We start from the raw sequence: 14,116 nt of genomic DNA, 5'->3' as shown, positions 1-14,116 counted from the left end.
TCACTGGAAGTCGAAGGCACTCAAGCCGGTGACCATCTCGTCGAGGCCGAGCGGTCGCGTCACCGGCGGCTCGGCGCGCGCCAGGCAGCCGGCGCGCTCGCAAAGCCGGCAGGCGGGGCCGACAGGCGTCGCCGCGACGGTGCCCGCCCCCATCTTCGCGCCGGTCGCCGCGCCAGGCAGCACCGTGCCATAGACGATCTCGTCGCGAAAGCCGATGTCGCAGCCGAGCAGCAGTGCCGTGCGGCGCGGTCGTTCGGAGAACGCGCCCTGCGGCCCCTCCAGCGTGCGGGCGATGCACAGGAACTCGGCGCCATCGGGCATTTCCACCGCCTCGACGAATATCTGGCCCGGCTGAGTGAAGGCGACATGCACGGGAAGCTTGGGACAGCCACCGCCGAAGCGGCTTTGCGGAAAGCCCTGGCTGCCGGCCTTGCGGAAGCGGTTTCCCGCATTGTCGATCTCCAGCATGAAGAAGGGCACGCCGGAAGCACCTGGCCGCTGCAGCATGGTCAGCCGGTTTGCCGCCTGCTCGAAGGAAACGCCGAAGCGCGAGCGCAGGACATCAATGTCGTAGCGTGAGCGAACGGCCGCCGCGTGAAAGGGCTGATAGGGCATCATCAGCGCATGGGCGGCGTAGCGGCCGAGTTCGAAGCGGGCAAGGCGGCGCGCCTCGTCCGTGGTCAGCCTCAGTGCCTGGATCTCACCGGCGACCGCAACCGACATGCGGATCAGGCAGGCCTCCATCGCGACTTCACGCAACTGGTCGAACGGCGACAGACGCTCAGACAGGAACAGGCGCTGCGAGTGGCGGTCGTAGCGGCGGCGCCAGTTCGGCATGGTGGCGACCGGCAGAACCTTGACCACGATGCCGTATTCGCGCTTCAGCCATGCCTTCAAGGCGCCAAACAGGTCGTCGCCGGGATCGAGCACCGACGTGAACGCCTCGGCCTCTTCCTCGAGCGAGACGAAATGGTTCGGTCGCCGCTCGAAAATCTCGCGCACCTCGTCGATCGGCAGGCGGGCGCCAGAGAGGGCGGTCGCCCGGCCCTCGCGGGCCAGAAGCTCGTTGAGATCGGACAGCCGCTCGGCTTGCTCGCGATAGGCGCGGAACAGTTTTATCACCGCGGCGGAGGCGTTGGGCGCCGCCTCGGCAAACTCGATCAATTCCTGGTCTCCCGGCAATTCGCCGACCAGCAGCGGGTCGGTGAACACCTCCTTGAGGGCAGCGACCGATCCCCTTGCCTCGCCCTGAAGCTCATGCGGATCGACCTTGTAGACGGAGGCGAGCTTCAGGATCAATTGCACCGTCAGCGGCCGCTGGTTGCGCTCGATCAGGTTGAGGTAGGACGGCGAGATGCCGAGCCCCTCGGCCATCGCCGTCTGGGTCAGGCCCTTGGCGCCACGGATGCGGCGGATGCGCGGCCCAGCGAAAATCTTCTGGTCAGCCATCGCCAATCCTTGACAGGAATTTACACGCCGCCCGCTGCATCCCGTCTCCTTCGCTTTACAGGATTGACAAATTTACAGCGCCTTGCTGTCAAATACAACACAGGTTTTCTCTTATATCCGCCCGATTTTACTGATTTTTCTAGCCCATGCGGTGCCAGAATGTAAATTCAGTCACATAGAAGCAGCCCGAGAATTGGCTGTGCAGAAATCTTCGGAGTGACCAATGACTGATTTTTACAACCTCGTCCCCTCGGCGCCTGAAGGTCGCTTCGACGGCATTGAACGTCCCTATTCGCCGGAGGACGTGAAGCGGCTGCGCGGTTCGGTGCAGATTCGTCAGAGCCTTGCCGAAATGGGTGCCAACCGGCTGTGGAAACTCATCCACGAGGAGGACTTCGTCAACGCGCTCGGCGCCATGTCCGGCAACCAGGCGATGCAGCAGGTGCGCGCCGGGCTGAAGGCGATCTACCTGTCGGGCTGGCAAGTCGCCGCCGACGCAAACACCGCCTCGGCAATGTATCCGGACCAGTCGCTCTATCCGGCCAATGCGGCGCCCGAACTGGTCAAGCGCATCAACCGCACGCTGCAGCGCGCCGACCAGATCGAAACCTCCGAAGGCAAGGGGCTTTCTGTCGAGACCTGGTTCGCGCCGATCGTTGCCGACGCGGAAGCCGGCTTCGGCGGTCCGCTCAACGCCTTCGAGATCATGAAGGCGTTCATCGAGGCCGGTGCCGCTGGCGTCCATTACGAGGACCAGTTGGCGTCGGAGAAGAAGTGCGGCCATCTCGGCGGCAAGGTGCTGATCCCGACCGCGGCGCATATCCGCAACCTCAACGCGGCGCGGCTCGCGGCCGACGTGATGGCTACGCCCACCTTGGTCGTGGCACGCACGGACGCGGAAGCTGCAAAGCTGCTGACCTCCGATATCGATGAGCGCGACCAGCCCTTCGTCGACTATGATGCCGGCCGCACGGTGGAAGGCTTCTACCAGGTCCGGAACGGCATCGAGCCTTGCATCGCGCGGGCCATTGCCTATGCGCCGCACGCCGACCTGATCTGGTGCGAGACCTCGAAGCCCGACCTGGCGCAGGCCAAGAAATTCGCCGAGGGGGTGCGCAGGCACCATCCAGGCAAGCTGCTCGCCTACAATTGCTCGCCGTCGTTCAACTGGAAGAAGAATCTCGACGACGCGACGATCGCCAAGTTCCAGAGGGAACTGGGCGCCATGGGCTACAAGTTCCAATTCATCACGCTGGCCGGCTTCCACCAGCTCAACTACGGCATGTTCGAACTCGCCCGCGGCTACAAGGCGCGGCAGATGGCGGCCTATTCCGAGTTGCAGGAAGCGGAATTCGCGGCGGAAGCCAATGGCTATACCGCGACCAAGCACCAGCGCGAGGTCGGCACCGGCTATTTCGACGCGGTCTCTATGGCGATCACCGGCGGCCGGTCGTCGACCACGGCCATGCATGAATCGACCGAGCACGCGCAGTTCAAGCCGGCCGCGGAATAGCGACCGGAAATACAGAGGAAACGCCCAACAGGGCCTCAGACACAGGAGAAGACCAATGGCATCGATAAGCCGCGTCAAGGAACGGGCCGAAGAGCAATCGACCACGATGAGCGTCGACCAGCAGGCGACAATCCGCATGCTGGCCAACGACCTGCACAGGCTCAACCAATCGGTGATGAAGGCGGTCGAGGCGGGCGTCTCGGTGGAGCTCGTGCGCTCCGCGAGGCACCATGGCGGCGACGGCAATTGGGGCGACCTGCTGATCCCGGTGATCGTTACACAACAAAGCCATGGCTGACCCGGAAGCGCTACAACCGGCCATTTGCCCGCGCCGCGTATGCGTAGGTGAATTTTATTTTCACGCAACCAAGCTATGGACAGGGCAGTACAGTACTGTTGCTTGAATCCACTGTGTGGGAGACGGTTTCAGAAGTCTTTTATTTCAACTTGACATAGGGTGCAATCTCACGCCAATTGTCCGCAGATTCAACTCTGCATTGAAATAGGGGCAAGATTCTTGGCCGACTTGGGTGCCTAGTGAGTGACGAGGGGGAGAGTACAAAACATCTGAATCGGGTGACCCGGGGTTCAAACATTGAGACGATCCGAGATCCTTCGCGGGTGCTTGTTGTCGGGAAGTCGCCGATCAATCGCGTCGTGGTGTCTAAAATCGTCGAGCGTTCCGGGCTCAAACCAATCTCGGAATCGCCTGAAATGGCGGTGAAGACCTTACGTTCGCTTATCCCCGGGGCGGTTGTCCTCGATGGTGGCCCCGACAACAAAGACTGCGACACGCTGATGTCCAGTATCGACACGTTGCGGCGAGCCGCGGGCAAGGCACTTCCTCCCGTGATCCTGCTTTCAACCAAGAATGGCACGCCGGAGAGCCTGGGCCTGGCGCATGTTGTCGACGCGGTGGTGGCCAAGCCGATCACGCCCGAACGGCTGCAACCGGTCATCGATCGCCTGACCGGCCGCTAAAACGATTCCAAAAGGCGAAACCGTTTTTTTCCATCCAGCATTGCGCGAAAAAAGCAGCCGGAGGTCTACGATCAAACTCTGTTCCTGATGCTTTCGACAAGCGCGGGCAATTGGCTGAGATCCGATATCTGGCGGAACCGCGGCTCGGCGACCGGCGCCTCGACATGTTCGAGCACCCAAGTCAATTCGTGCGGCACATGGACACCCCAGCCGCCGGCCTCGATGGCGGGCACCACGTCCGACTTCAGCGAATTGCCGACCATCATGCTCCTTGCCGGGCCATCGCCATGGCGGTCGAATAGGCGCGCATAGGTCGCGGCGGTCTTGTCGCTGACGATCTCGACGGCCTCGAACAACTCGCCCAGCCCGGAGCCGGCCAGCTTGCGCTCCTGATCGAACAGATCGCCCTTGGTGATCAGCACGAGGCGAAAGGTGCCGGCGAGCTTCTCGACCGTCTCGCGTGCATGCGGCAAGGGCTCGATCGGATGGCCCAGCATCTCGCGGCCGGCGTCGAGAATCTCCGATATGACGGAAGCCGGCACGCGCCCGTCGGTGACCTCTATCGCCGTCTCGATCATCGAGAGCGTAAATCCCTTGATGCCGAAACCGTAGATCGCGAGATTGCGCCTCTCGGCTTCCAACAGTCGAGCCGAGATCTGCTCGCCCTCGCCATGATCGGCCAGCATGGCGGCAAAGCGCTTTTCCGTCATGCGGAAGAACCGTTCGTTCTGCCAAAGCGTGTCGTCGGCGTCGAAGCCGATCGTGGTCAGTTCGCTGCTGGGTCTCATCGCCGGCTTCTCGAGTGCGGGAAGACGCCAAACCTATGCCGACCGGCAACCGGTTTTCAACCCGCAACGGCAAATGCCCGCGGCGGCTCCCCTTCCCTTCGGTCGCACGGCACGGCTATACTTGAAAATCCGCAACCCAATCTGGTGAATGATGCCGCCTGCAAAAAAGGAAGTCCGTCCGTCGAGCCGCGGAGGACGGGCGCGCACGCCTGCCTTCGTGAAAAACCTGCGAGGTGTGAAGAACTGGAAGGAAGTCAGCGATTGGCTGGAATGGCGCGGCATCGAGGATATCGAATGCATCACGCCTGATCAGGCCGGCGTGGCGCGCGGCAAGATGATGCCGTCGAAGAAATTCACTTCCAACACCTCACTGGCGCTGCCTTCGGCGGTCTTCATGACGACGATTTCCGGCGGCTATCCGGAGGACGGCAACGGCTTTCACTATCCGGAAGACGACGGCGACCTCAAGCTGATGCCGGACCTGTCGACATTGACCGTGGTGCCCTGGGAGGAAGACCCGACGGCCGCCGTCATCTGCGACCTCGTCCACCAGGACGGCCGCTCGGTCGAGTTCACGCCGCGCAATGTGCTGAAGCGCGTGCTGGCGGCCTATGACAAGCTTGGGCTGAAGCCGGTCGTGGCACCCGAAATCGAGTTCTACCTCGTGCGCAAGAATCCGGACCCGGACTATCCCCTGACCCCGCCTGTCGGCCGCTCGGGGCGCGCGATCGGCGGCGGCGCCGGCTATTCGATCGCCGGCGTCAACGAGTTCGACGAACTGATCGACGACATCTACCATTTCTCCGAAAGCCAGGGCCTGGAGATCGACACGCTCATCCACGAAGAGGGCGCCGGCCAGCTCGAGATCAATCTGCGCCACGGCGACCCGATCGAGCTCGCCGACCAGGTGTTCATGTTCAAGCGCACCATTCGTGAAGCCGCGCTCAAGCATGAGATCTACGCGACCTTCATGGCCAAGCCGATTCAGGGCCAGCCGGGCTCCGCCATGCATATCCATCAGTCGATCGTCGACAAGAAGACGGGCAGGAACATCTTTTCGGCCGAGGATGGTTCGGAGACCGAGGATTTCTTCCATTTCATCGGCGGCATGCAGAAGCACGTGCCGAATGCGCTGGTTATGTTCGCGCCCTACGTCAATTCCTACCGGCGGCTGACGCAGGCGGCCTCTGCCCCGGTCAACAACAAATGGGGCTACGACAACCGCACCACGGCGTTCCGCGTGCCGCGTTCCGATCCAGCGGCGCGGCGCGTTGAAAACCGCATCCCGTCCTCCGATGCCAATCCCTATCTGGCGCTGGCGGCTTCGCTTGCCTGCGGGCTGATCGGCATCACCAGGAAGATCAAGGCCGAGCCTCCCGTGCTGACCACCGCCAACGCGCACGAGATCGACCTGCCGCGCAGCCTGCTCGAAGCCGTCGACCTGTTCGAAGGCGACGAGGAACTCTGCGCACTGCTGGGCAAGTCCTTCGCCGCCACCTATGCGGCGATCAAGCGGGCGGAATTCGAAACGTTCATGGAAGTGATCAGTCCGTGGGAGCGGGAATATCTGCTGCTGAATGTGTGATGGTGAGTGAGTAGTGAGTAGTTGGTAGCGACTACTCACTACTCACTGCTCACTACCCGAACTCCCTCGAGTCTTCGCTCATCATGAACTACCAATCCCCCATTTCCCCCGGCCGGTCCTGGTATGAGGACACGGCTGGGCCGCGGCCCGAATATCCAACGCTCGACGGTGATCGGACCTGCGACGTCGTTATTATCGGCGGCGGGTTTACCGGCCTGTCGGCAGCGACGCATTTGGCCAAGGCCGGTACCAGCGTTGTCCTGATCGAAGCATATCGTTTTGGCGACGGCGCTTCCGGGCGCAATGGCGGCCAGCTCGGCACCGGGCAGCGTGCCTGGGCCGAGGACCTGGAGGCAGAATACGGTCTGTCCCGCGCCAGGGCGCTGTTCGATCTCGCCGAAGAGGCGAAAGCGCATCTGCTCGACTTCGCGGCCCTCAACCAGATCGATATCGACTACATGCCGGGCCAGCTCTCGGTCGCGCACAAGCCGCGCTATGTGGACGACTACAAGGCGCATGCCGAAATCATGGCCGGCCGCTTCTCATACCCGCACATCTCCTTCATGGATGCGAAGGAGACGGCGGATCGGCTGGGCTCGAGCGCTTATTTCGGCGGCACGCGCGATATCGGCACCGGCCATATCCATCCGATGAAGCTGGTGATCGGCACGGCGCGGGCGGCGGCACAAGCTAGCGCCCACTTGTTCGAAGGGACGCCATCGACCGGCATCGTCTCGGCAGGCGGCAAGGTCAGGGTCTCCACGCCGAGAGGGACGATCTCGGCGCAAAAATGCCTGATCGCGGTCAACGCCTATGGCGGCACGCTCGAGCCGGTGAGTGCCGCGCACATCATGCCGATCGGATCCTTCATCGGCGCGACCGTGCCGCTGGGATCGGATTCGAACGTGTTGCCGGGGGGCGAATCGGTCGACGATTCCCGCTTCGTCGTGCGTTATTTCCGCAAATCCAGGGATGGACGGCTGCTTTTCGGCGGACGCGAGGTCTATGGCGTCAACGATCCCAAAGATATCCACATCCACATTCGCCGCCAGATCGCGGAGCTCTATCCGGCGCTCGGCGATGTCGAGATCACCCATGGCTGGGGCGGCTATGTCGGCATCACCGTGCCGAGGAAGCCGTTCGTGCGTGAAGTGATGCCGAATGTGATCTCGGCCGGCGGCTATTCCGGTCACGGCGTCATGCTGTCGAACTTCTTCGGCAAGCTCTATGCCGAAACCATCACCGGCAACCGCGACCGGCTGAAGCTTATCGAGGAGCTGAAAATCCCGCCATTTCCTGGCGGCCGCCGGTTCCGGGCGCCGCTGCTTTTCCTTGCGCTCAACTGGTTTGCGCTGCGGGACAGGATCTAATGCGTCGCGCAAAGTGACCTTTGGGAAGAACGACATGCACAAAACAAGATCCAAGTGCGTCGTGGGGTCTTTTCCAACGCGACGTGCTTAGGCTGGGATTGGATCGCCGCTATCCCTGCGATCACGAACTCATGTAATATTGTAATATTCATGTAATATTTGTTGCCCGGGCGACACATTGCGGAATTGCCGGCAAAAGCGCAGAATCCTTGCTAATGGCGTACTGACGCCACAATCGCGGGCGAAAGGTCCGCATCTGGGCGATTGTTCGGGGATTGTTGCGGGCCCGCCCGCGTTTTGGGACCGATGCTGATCGAACGCGTGACTTGCGATATTTGATCGAAAGAACACCGGCCCGCTTATGGAGGTGGCAAGAGTGAGAGAGCCCTTCAGTTTCGGTGCTCCGGAACGTCGGCGCTTCGCCATGCAGTTCGGCTATGACATGCGCCCGTCATTCTGGCAGGGAGTCCGTTCGAACTCGCACCTGGTTATCGCGGCAATAGGCACCGCGGCACTGCTTGGCGTTGCCGCAGTGGCGCTCTGGCTGGCGTTGCCGACCGGCGAGAGGCAAGCAGCCGCCAGTCCCGAGCAGAGCATTCCGACCATTCCGGTGAAGACGACGAAAGTTCCCTCCTCGGGGACGACGGTGACGGTGGCGGCCGTGACGCCGCAGGCGGAGCGCAAGTCCAGCCAGGTGTCACTGACCAAGGCAGCGGCGGCGGTGGACATACCAGCGCTTGCCGCCAATGATCCCCGCTGGACAGGGGCGCAGCCGAAGGCTGCCGCGGCAACTGATCCCGATCAAACGGCGGCTCCCAGCCAGGTAGCCAAGCAGCCCGAGCCGGCGCCTGACAAAACAGCGGCGGCATTCGCGCAATCGTCTACCGATACCGATGCCACCGACGAGCTTGCCAAGGTCGCCGCGCCGAGCCCGCCTGCCAATAGCAGCAATCCCGATGGCGCGCAGACCGCCGCCATTCCGGAGACGCAGCCGCAAGCACCGGACCAAAAACCCGCGAATGCACAAGGCGAGGACAACGCAGCCAAAGCGAAGCCGCGCAAGGTGCCGGCGACAGGCAACGGCCGTATTCTCAGGGCTGTGACCATGCGCAGTGCTCCGAAGAAGGGGGCCACCCCCATCGGTACGATCCCTGCCCGGACCTCGGTGCAACTGATGGGCTGCAAGCAGTGGTGCGAGATCGTCTACAACGGCAAGCACGGCTGGGTGTACAAGAGCTACGTCAAGCCCGGCACGTAATATCCGACGATCGCCGCGTTCAGATGCAGCGCCCGCCATCGACCTCCAGCGCGACCCCGGTGATGAAAGCGGCCTCGTCCGAGGCCAGCCATAGAGCCGCGTTGGCGATATCGAGCGGGGTCGACAGCCTCCCGAGCGGGATCGAAGCGCGGAATGCCTCGCGGATCTCGGGCGTGTCGGCGCCCATGAATTTTTCAAGCATCCCGGTCTCGCCGGCGACCGGGCAAAGGCAGTTGACGCGAATGTTCCTGGGCGCGAGTTCCACCGCCATCGACTTGGTGGCGGTGATCGCCCAACCCTTCGAGGCATTGTACCAGGTGAGGCCGGGCCGCGGCCGCAATCCTGCGGTAGACGCCGTGGTCAAGATGACACCGCCGCCTTGCCGCTCCATGATCGGCACAACCGCAAGGGCGGCGTGATAGATCGCCTTCATGTTGACTGATGTGATCAGGTCGAAGGTTTCCTCGTCGACTTTGAGCATGTCGCCATTGCGATGGGTGAACCCGGCATTGTTGACCATGATGTCGACACGGCCGAAGGCGCTTTTGGCGGCATAGACCATCTCGTCGAACTCGGAGCGCAACGAAACGTCGGTCTGCGTCCAGATTGCCGCCTCGCCGATCTCATCGGCGACGCGTTTGGCACCCTTGGCGTTGAGATCGGCGACAACGACCCTGGCGCCCTCTTCCGCGAAGCGCTTGGCCATGCCTTCGCCGAAGCCCGATGCCGCACCGGTGATGATGGCGACCTTGTTTTCCAGACGCATGCTTTTCCCGCTCATGGACTTCCTCGATATCACTGCACAGCTTGCACAAGGGCTGGCGACCGATGCAATCGATGCCGCAAGGCGCGCCGATTTCTCCCTTAGCTTTCGTCACATTCACGTTCTATGCTGCAACTGCGAAAGCCTCCGGAGTCTTCGTTCACCGACAAGCCTCCCGGCGGCGCCAGTGTCAAGCGCACACGTGGACCGACGCAAAATCCAGCGGTTGGTCCTTGATGTGACACCATGGCACTGGAAAATTTAAATCGATTAGAATATATCAGCCGCGTACTTGCGACCGGCGTCAAAGCGGACAGACCATGACCAGCCAGATCATCCCCGTCGACCCTTTCGACTTCATCATTTTCGGTGGTACCGGCGACCTGTCGGAACGCAAGCTGCTGCCGTCGCTCTACTATCGCCAGCGCGACCATCAATTCTCCGAGCCGACGCGCATCATCGGCACGTCGCGCTCGAAAATGAGCGACGAGGAGTTCCAGGCTTTCGCCAAGCAGGCGATTTCGGACCATGTCAAGCCGGCCGATATCGATGCCAAGGAGTTGAAGACCTTCCTCGCCCGGCTTTCCTACGTCCCGGCCGATGCAACGAGCGGCGCCGGCTTCGACAAGCTGAAAAAGGCGATCGGCGAAAGTGACCACATCCGCGCCTTTTACCTGGCCGTGGCGCCGGCGCTGTTCGGTGACATCTCGCACAAGCTCAAAGAGCACAATCTGATCACGCCGAATTCGCGCATCGTGCTGGAGAAGCCGATCGGCCGCGATCTTGCCTCAGCGCAGGTGCTCAACGACCTGGTCGGCGACGACTTCCACGAAAGCCAGATTTTCCGCATCGACCACTATCTCGGCAAGGAGACGGTGCAGAACCTGATGGCGCTGCGCTTTGCCAATGCGCTGTACGAGCCGCTGTGGAATTCCGCCCACATCGACCACGTGCAGATCACCGTCGCCGAGACCGTGGGCTTGGAAGACCGCGTCACCTACTACGACAAGGCCGGTGCGCTGCGCGACATGGTGCAGAACCACATGCTGCAGCTGCTTTGCCTCGTCGCCATGGAAGCGCCCTCGTCGATGGACGCCGACGCGGTGCGCGACGAGAAGCTCAAGGTGCTGCGGGCGCTGAAGCGCATCAACGGCAACGAGGCGCCGAAGCACACCGTGCGCGGCCAGTACCGCGCCGGTGCGTCGGCCGGGGGACCGGTGAAAGGCTATGTCGAGGAACTCGGCAAGGACAGCAACACCGAGACCTTCGTCGCCATCAAGGCCGAGATCGGCACCTGGCGCTGGGCCGGCGTTCCATTCTACCTCAGGACCGGAAAGCGGCTGGCGACCCGGGTTTCGGAAATCGTCATCGAGTTCAAGCCGATCCCGCACTCGATTTTCGGCGACAGCGGCGCGGGGCCGATCTTTGCCAACCAACTGGTCATCCGGCTGCAGCCGGACGAAGGCGTCAAGCAGTTCATCATGATCAAGGACCCAGGCCCTGGCGGCATGCGGCTGCGCCAGATCTCGCTCGACATGAGTTTCGCGCAGTCTTTCGACGGCCGCGCGCCTGACGCCTATGAACGGCTGATCATGGATGTCATCCGCGGCAACCAGACTCTGTTCATGCGCCGCGACGAGGTGGAAGCCGCCTGGAAGTGGATCGACCCGATCCAGAATGCCTGGGAAGGCGCCAAGCAGGAAGCGCAGGGCTATACGGCAGGCACATGGGGGCCGTCGGCCTCGATAGCACTGATCGAACGTGACGGGCGGACATGGCACGAGAGCAATTGAACGGCGCCAGCTACAACTGGAACGCTTTTCCCGACCGTCCGCAACTGGCCTTGGCGCTGGCTGGCCGCGTCGCCGATGCCCTGACCAAGGCGATCACCGGGCGCGGCACGGCATTGCTGGCGGTCTCCGGCGGCACGACACCGGCAAAGTTCTTTGCCACGCTCTCTGCGGCGCCGATCGCCTGGGACAAGGTGATCGTGACGCTGGTCGACGAACGTTTCGTGCCGGCCTCCTCGCCGCGATCCAATGCCGGGCTGGTTGCCGCCAACCTGCTGCAGAACGCGGCCAAGGCGGCCCGCTTCGTTCCGCTCTACCACGAGGCGGTCGGCATCGAGGATGCTGCAGCATCCGACGATGCGGCCCTGCGATCCCTGCCCTGGCCGCTCGATGCCGTGATCCTCGGCATGGGGCCGGACGGCCATACCGCCTCATTCTTTCCCGACGCCGACGATCTGCCGAAGCTGCTCGACCCCGCCTCGGACAGGATCATCCTGCCGGTTCACGCCGCAAGTGCGGGTGAGCCTCGGCTGACCCTGACCCTGGCGCGGATCATCGACGCCGGTTTCATCGCGCTGCACATCGAGGGCGAGGACAAGCGCACCGCCTTCGACGGCGCGGCCGCGTCCGGGCCGCGAAAGCCGATCCGTGCCGTGCTCGACGCATCGCCCAAGCCCGTGGAGGTTTTCTGGGCGCCCTGATTTCAAGTTTACAAGTGGTCCCGGCAACGGCGGGAGGATGTTTCCGGGACCTCGCCTGAAAGGACCTGATCCCATGACCGCAAGACGAGACATCGAAGCCATCACCGAACGGATACGCCAGCGCTCCAAACCGGGCCGGGAGCGCTACCTCAGCCGTATCGCCGAAGCGTCGAACCAGACCGCCAACCGGTCGGTGCTGTCCTGCGGCAACCTTGCCCATGGCTTCGCGGTCTGCAGCCCCTCGGAAAAGCTGGCGCTCGGTGCCGACAAGGTGCCCAATCTCGGCATCATCACCTCTTACAACGACATGCTGTCGGCGCATCAGCCCTTCGAGACCTTCCCTGCCCTGATCAAGGAGGCCGCGCGCGAGGCGGGCGGCATCGCCCAGGTCGCGGGCGGCGTGCCGGCGATGTGCGATGGCGTGACCCAAGGCCAGCCCGGCATGGAGCTGTCGCTGTTTTCGCGCGACGTGATCGCCATGGCAGCCGCGATCGGCCTGTCGCACAACATGTTCGACGCCGCCGTCTATCTCGGCGTCTGCGACAAGATCGTCCCGGGTCTGGTGATCGCCGCACTAACCTTCGGCCATCTGCCGGCGGTGTTCATTCCTGCCGGCCCGATGACGACAGGCCTGCCCAACGATGAGAAGGCCAAGGTCCGCCAGCTCTATGCCGAGGGCAAGGCAGGACGCGCCGAACTCCTGGAAGCCGAGTCCAAGTCGTATCACGGGCCGGGCACCTGCACCTTCTACGGGACGGCGAACTCCAACCAGATGCTGATGGAGATCATGGGCCTGCACACGCCGGGCGCGTCCTTCGTCAACCCCGGCACGCCCCTGCGCGACGCCTTGACCCGCGAAGCGACGAAACGGGCACTGGCGATCACCGCGCTCGGCAACGCCTATACGCCGGTCGGGCGGATGATCGACGAACGTTCGTTCGTCAATGGCGTCGTCGGCCTGCATGCCACCGGCGGCTCGACCAACCACACCATCCACCTGATCGCCATGGCCGCCGCCGCCGGCATCGCGCTGACCTGGCAGGATATTTCCGACCTCTCGGAAGCGGTGCCTCTGTTGGCACGGGTCTATCCGAACGGACTTGCCGACGTGAATCATTTCCATGCAGCCGGCGGCCTCGGCTTCCTGATCCGCGAACTGCTCGACGAAGGCGTCCTGCACGAGGATGTGCAGACGGTGTGGGGCGAAGGCCTGCGGCCCTATGCGGTCGAGGCAAAGCTCGGCGCCGACGGCGCTGTGCTGCGCGAGGCTTCGCCGCGCGCAAGCGGCGACGAAAAGGTGCTGGCGCCGTTCAACAAGGCTTTCCAGGCGACGGGCGGCCTGAAGGTGCTGGTGGGCAATCTCGGTCACGCCGTCATCAAGACATCGGCCGTCAAACCGGAGCGGCGTGTCATCGAGGCGCCGGCCAAGGTGTTCGACAGCCAGCAGGGGCTGAACGACGCCTTCAAGGCGGGCACACTCACCGGCGACTTCATCGCCGTCATCCGCTTCCAGGGTCCGAAGGCCAACGGCATGCCGGAATTGCACAAGCTGACCACCGTGCTCGGCATCCTGCAGGATCGCGGCCAGCGCGTGGCGCTGGTCACCGACGGGCGCATGTCGGGCGCCTCCGGCAAGGTGCCGGCGGCAATCCATGTGACGCCGGAAGCGGTCGAGGACGGGCCGATCGCGCGGATCCATGACGGCGATATCATCCGCCTCGACGCCGATGCCGGCACGCTGGAAGTGCTGGTGCCAGGCACCGAATTCGCGCTGCGCCGCACGGCCGAAGTCGATCTCATCGGCAATGAATTCGGCTTCGGACGCGAGTTGTTCGCCGGCTTCCGCCAATTGGTGGGCCGCGCCGATCACGGCGCCAGCGCGTTCGGCACTGCCTGACGCATTCTGTCCGGCATGAAA

General features: G+C 63.1%; 12 protein-coding genes. 9 read left to right on the top strand and 3 right to left on the bottom strand.

Features of this window, described 5'->3' with window-relative positions; all coding sequences use genetic code 11:
• On the bottom strand, positions 1–1,449 hold the full coding sequence (locus LB524_RS27085; RefSeq protein ID WP_224531385.1) for a short-chain fatty acyl-CoA regulator family protein: 1,449 nt from the start codon (positions 1,447–1,449) through the stop codon (positions 1–3).
• Positions 1,450–1,672: 223 nt separating this feature from the next.
• On the opposite strand from LB524_RS27085, the gene aceA reads away from it, so the two are divergent.
• The 3 genes from aceA (at position 1,673) to LB524_RS27070 (ending at position 3,943) form a co-directional block, all read left to right on the top strand.
• Positions 1,673–2,962, top strand: a complete 1,290-nt coding sequence (aceA, locus tag LB524_RS27080) for an isocitrate lyase (RefSeq protein WP_023772829.1) — start codon at positions 1,673–1,675, stop codon at positions 2,960–2,962.
• A 55-nt stretch (positions 2,963–3,017) separates the two neighbouring features.
• Positions 3,018–3,260, top strand: coding sequence for a hypothetical protein (locus LB524_RS27075; protein ID WP_006202762.1), 243 nt, complete (start codon positions 3,018–3,020; stop codon positions 3,258–3,260).
• A gap of 239 nt (positions 3,261–3,499) precedes the next feature.
• A complete protein-coding gene (locus LB524_RS27070) occupies positions 3,500–3,943 on the top strand; it encodes a response regulator (RefSeq protein WP_015316307.1) in 444 nt (147 codons plus the stop codon).
• 71 nt (positions 3,944–4,014) lie between these two features.
• Here LB524_RS27070 and LB524_RS27065 read toward each other — a convergent pair whose 3' ends face one another.
• A complete protein-coding gene (locus LB524_RS27065; RefSeq protein ID WP_224531382.1) occupies positions 4,015–4,731 on the bottom strand; it encodes an HAD family hydrolase in 717 nt (238 codons plus the stop codon).
• A 148-nt stretch (positions 4,732–4,879) separates the two neighbouring features.
• Here LB524_RS27065 and LB524_RS27060 point away from each other — a divergent pair, with 148 nt between their 5' ends.
• The 3 genes from LB524_RS27060 to LB524_RS27050 all read left to right on the top strand — a co-directional run bounded on the left by LB524_RS27060 (position 4,880) and on the right by LB524_RS27050 (position 8,944).
• Positions 4,880–6,316: a glutamine synthetase family protein gene (locus tag LB524_RS27060; RefSeq protein ID WP_015316305.1), complete on the top strand. Its 1,437-nt coding sequence runs from the start codon at positions 4,880–4,882 to the stop codon at positions 6,314–6,316.
• A gap of 83 nt (positions 6,317–6,399) precedes the next feature.
• Positions 6,400–7,686 carry an NAD(P)/FAD-dependent oxidoreductase gene (locus LB524_RS27055; RefSeq protein WP_224531379.1) on the top strand — a complete coding sequence of 429 codons (1,287 nt, stop codon included), beginning with the start codon at positions 6,400–6,402 and terminating at the stop codon, positions 7,684–7,686.
• Positions 7,687–8,062: 376 nt separating this feature from the next.
• Positions 8,063–8,944: an SH3 domain-containing protein gene (locus LB524_RS27050; protein WP_224531376.1), complete on the top strand. Its 882-nt coding sequence runs from the start codon at positions 8,063–8,065 to the stop codon at positions 8,942–8,944.
• Between the two features lie 19 nt (positions 8,945–8,963).
• Here LB524_RS27050 and LB524_RS27045 read toward each other — a convergent pair whose 3' ends face one another.
• The gene (locus LB524_RS27045) at positions 8,964–9,710 is read right to left on the bottom strand and encodes an SDR family oxidoreductase (protein ID WP_041163342.1); all 747 of its coding nucleotides are present in this window, start codon (positions 9,708–9,710) and stop codon (positions 8,964–8,966) included.
• 317 nt (positions 9,711–10,027) lie between these two features.
• Here LB524_RS27045 and zwf point away from each other — a divergent pair, with 317 nt between their 5' ends.
• The 3 genes from zwf (at position 10,028) to edd (ending at position 14,095) form a co-directional block, all read left to right on the top strand.
• Positions 10,028–11,500: a glucose-6-phosphate dehydrogenase gene (gene zwf / locus LB524_RS27040; protein WP_224531375.1), complete on the top strand. Its 1,473-nt coding sequence runs from the start codon at positions 10,028–10,030 to the stop codon at positions 11,498–11,500.
• Positions 11,482–12,198 (top strand): 6-phosphogluconolactonase, encoded by a 717-nt coding sequence (gene pgl / locus LB524_RS27035; RefSeq protein WP_140614660.1) that lies wholly within the window; start codon positions 11,482–11,484, stop codon positions 12,196–12,198. Before zwf ends, pgl begins: the two co-directional genes overlap by 19 nt.
• A gap of 73 nt (positions 12,199–12,271) precedes the next feature.
• Complete coding sequence (gene edd / locus LB524_RS27030; protein ID WP_140614661.1) at positions 12,272–14,095, top strand: phosphogluconate dehydratase; 1,824 nt, start codon at positions 12,272–12,274, stop codon at positions 14,093–14,095.
• Positions 14,096–14,116: the final 21 nt, after the last annotated feature.

The organism is Mesorhizobium sp. ESP6-5, from assembly GCF_020164695.1.
In the GTDB taxonomy this organism is placed as follows: domain Bacteria; phylum Pseudomonadota; class Alphaproteobacteria; order Rhizobiales; family Rhizobiaceae; genus Mesorhizobium; species Mesorhizobium australicum.
This window is presented reverse-complemented; position numbering and strand designations above follow the sequence as displayed.

Bases quoted from the DNA above. Each gene is read 5' to 3' on its own strand.
- LB524_RS27060 (WP_015316305.1), top strand. From the start codon at position 4,880: ATGATGCCGCCTGCAAAAAAGGAAGTCCGTCCGTCGAGCCGCGGAGGA.
- LB524_RS27045 (WP_041163342.1), bottom strand. From the start codon at position 9,710: ATGCGTCTGGAAAACAAGGTCGCCATCATCACCGGTGCGGCATCGGGC.
- aceA (WP_023772829.1), top strand. From the start codon at position 1,673: ATGACTGATTTTTACAACCTCGTCCCCTCGGCGCCTGAAGGTCGCTTC.
- zwf (WP_224531375.1), top strand. From the start codon at position 10,028: ATGACCAGCCAGATCATCCCCGTCGACCCTTTCGACTTCATCATTTTC.
- edd (WP_140614661.1), top strand. From the start codon at position 12,272: ATGACCGCAAGACGAGACATCGAAGCCATCACCGAACGGATACGCCAG.
- LB524_RS27075 (WP_006202762.1), top strand. From the start codon at position 3,018: ATGGCATCGATAAGCCGCGTCAAGGAACGGGCCGAAGAGCAATCGACC.
- LB524_RS27065 (WP_224531382.1), bottom strand. From the start codon at position 4,731: ATGAGACCCAGCAGCGAACTGACCACGATCGGCTTCGACGCCGACGAC.
- LB524_RS27085 (WP_224531385.1), bottom strand. From the start codon at position 1,449: ATGGCTGACCAGAAGATTTTCGCTGGGCCGCGCATCCGCCGCATCCGT.
- LB524_RS27055 (WP_224531379.1), top strand. From the start codon at position 6,400: ATGAACTACCAATCCCCCATTTCCCCCGGCCGGTCCTGGTATGAGGAC.
- pgl (WP_140614660.1), top strand. From the start codon at position 11,482: ATGGCACGAGAGCAATTGAACGGCGCCAGCTACAACTGGAACGCTTTT.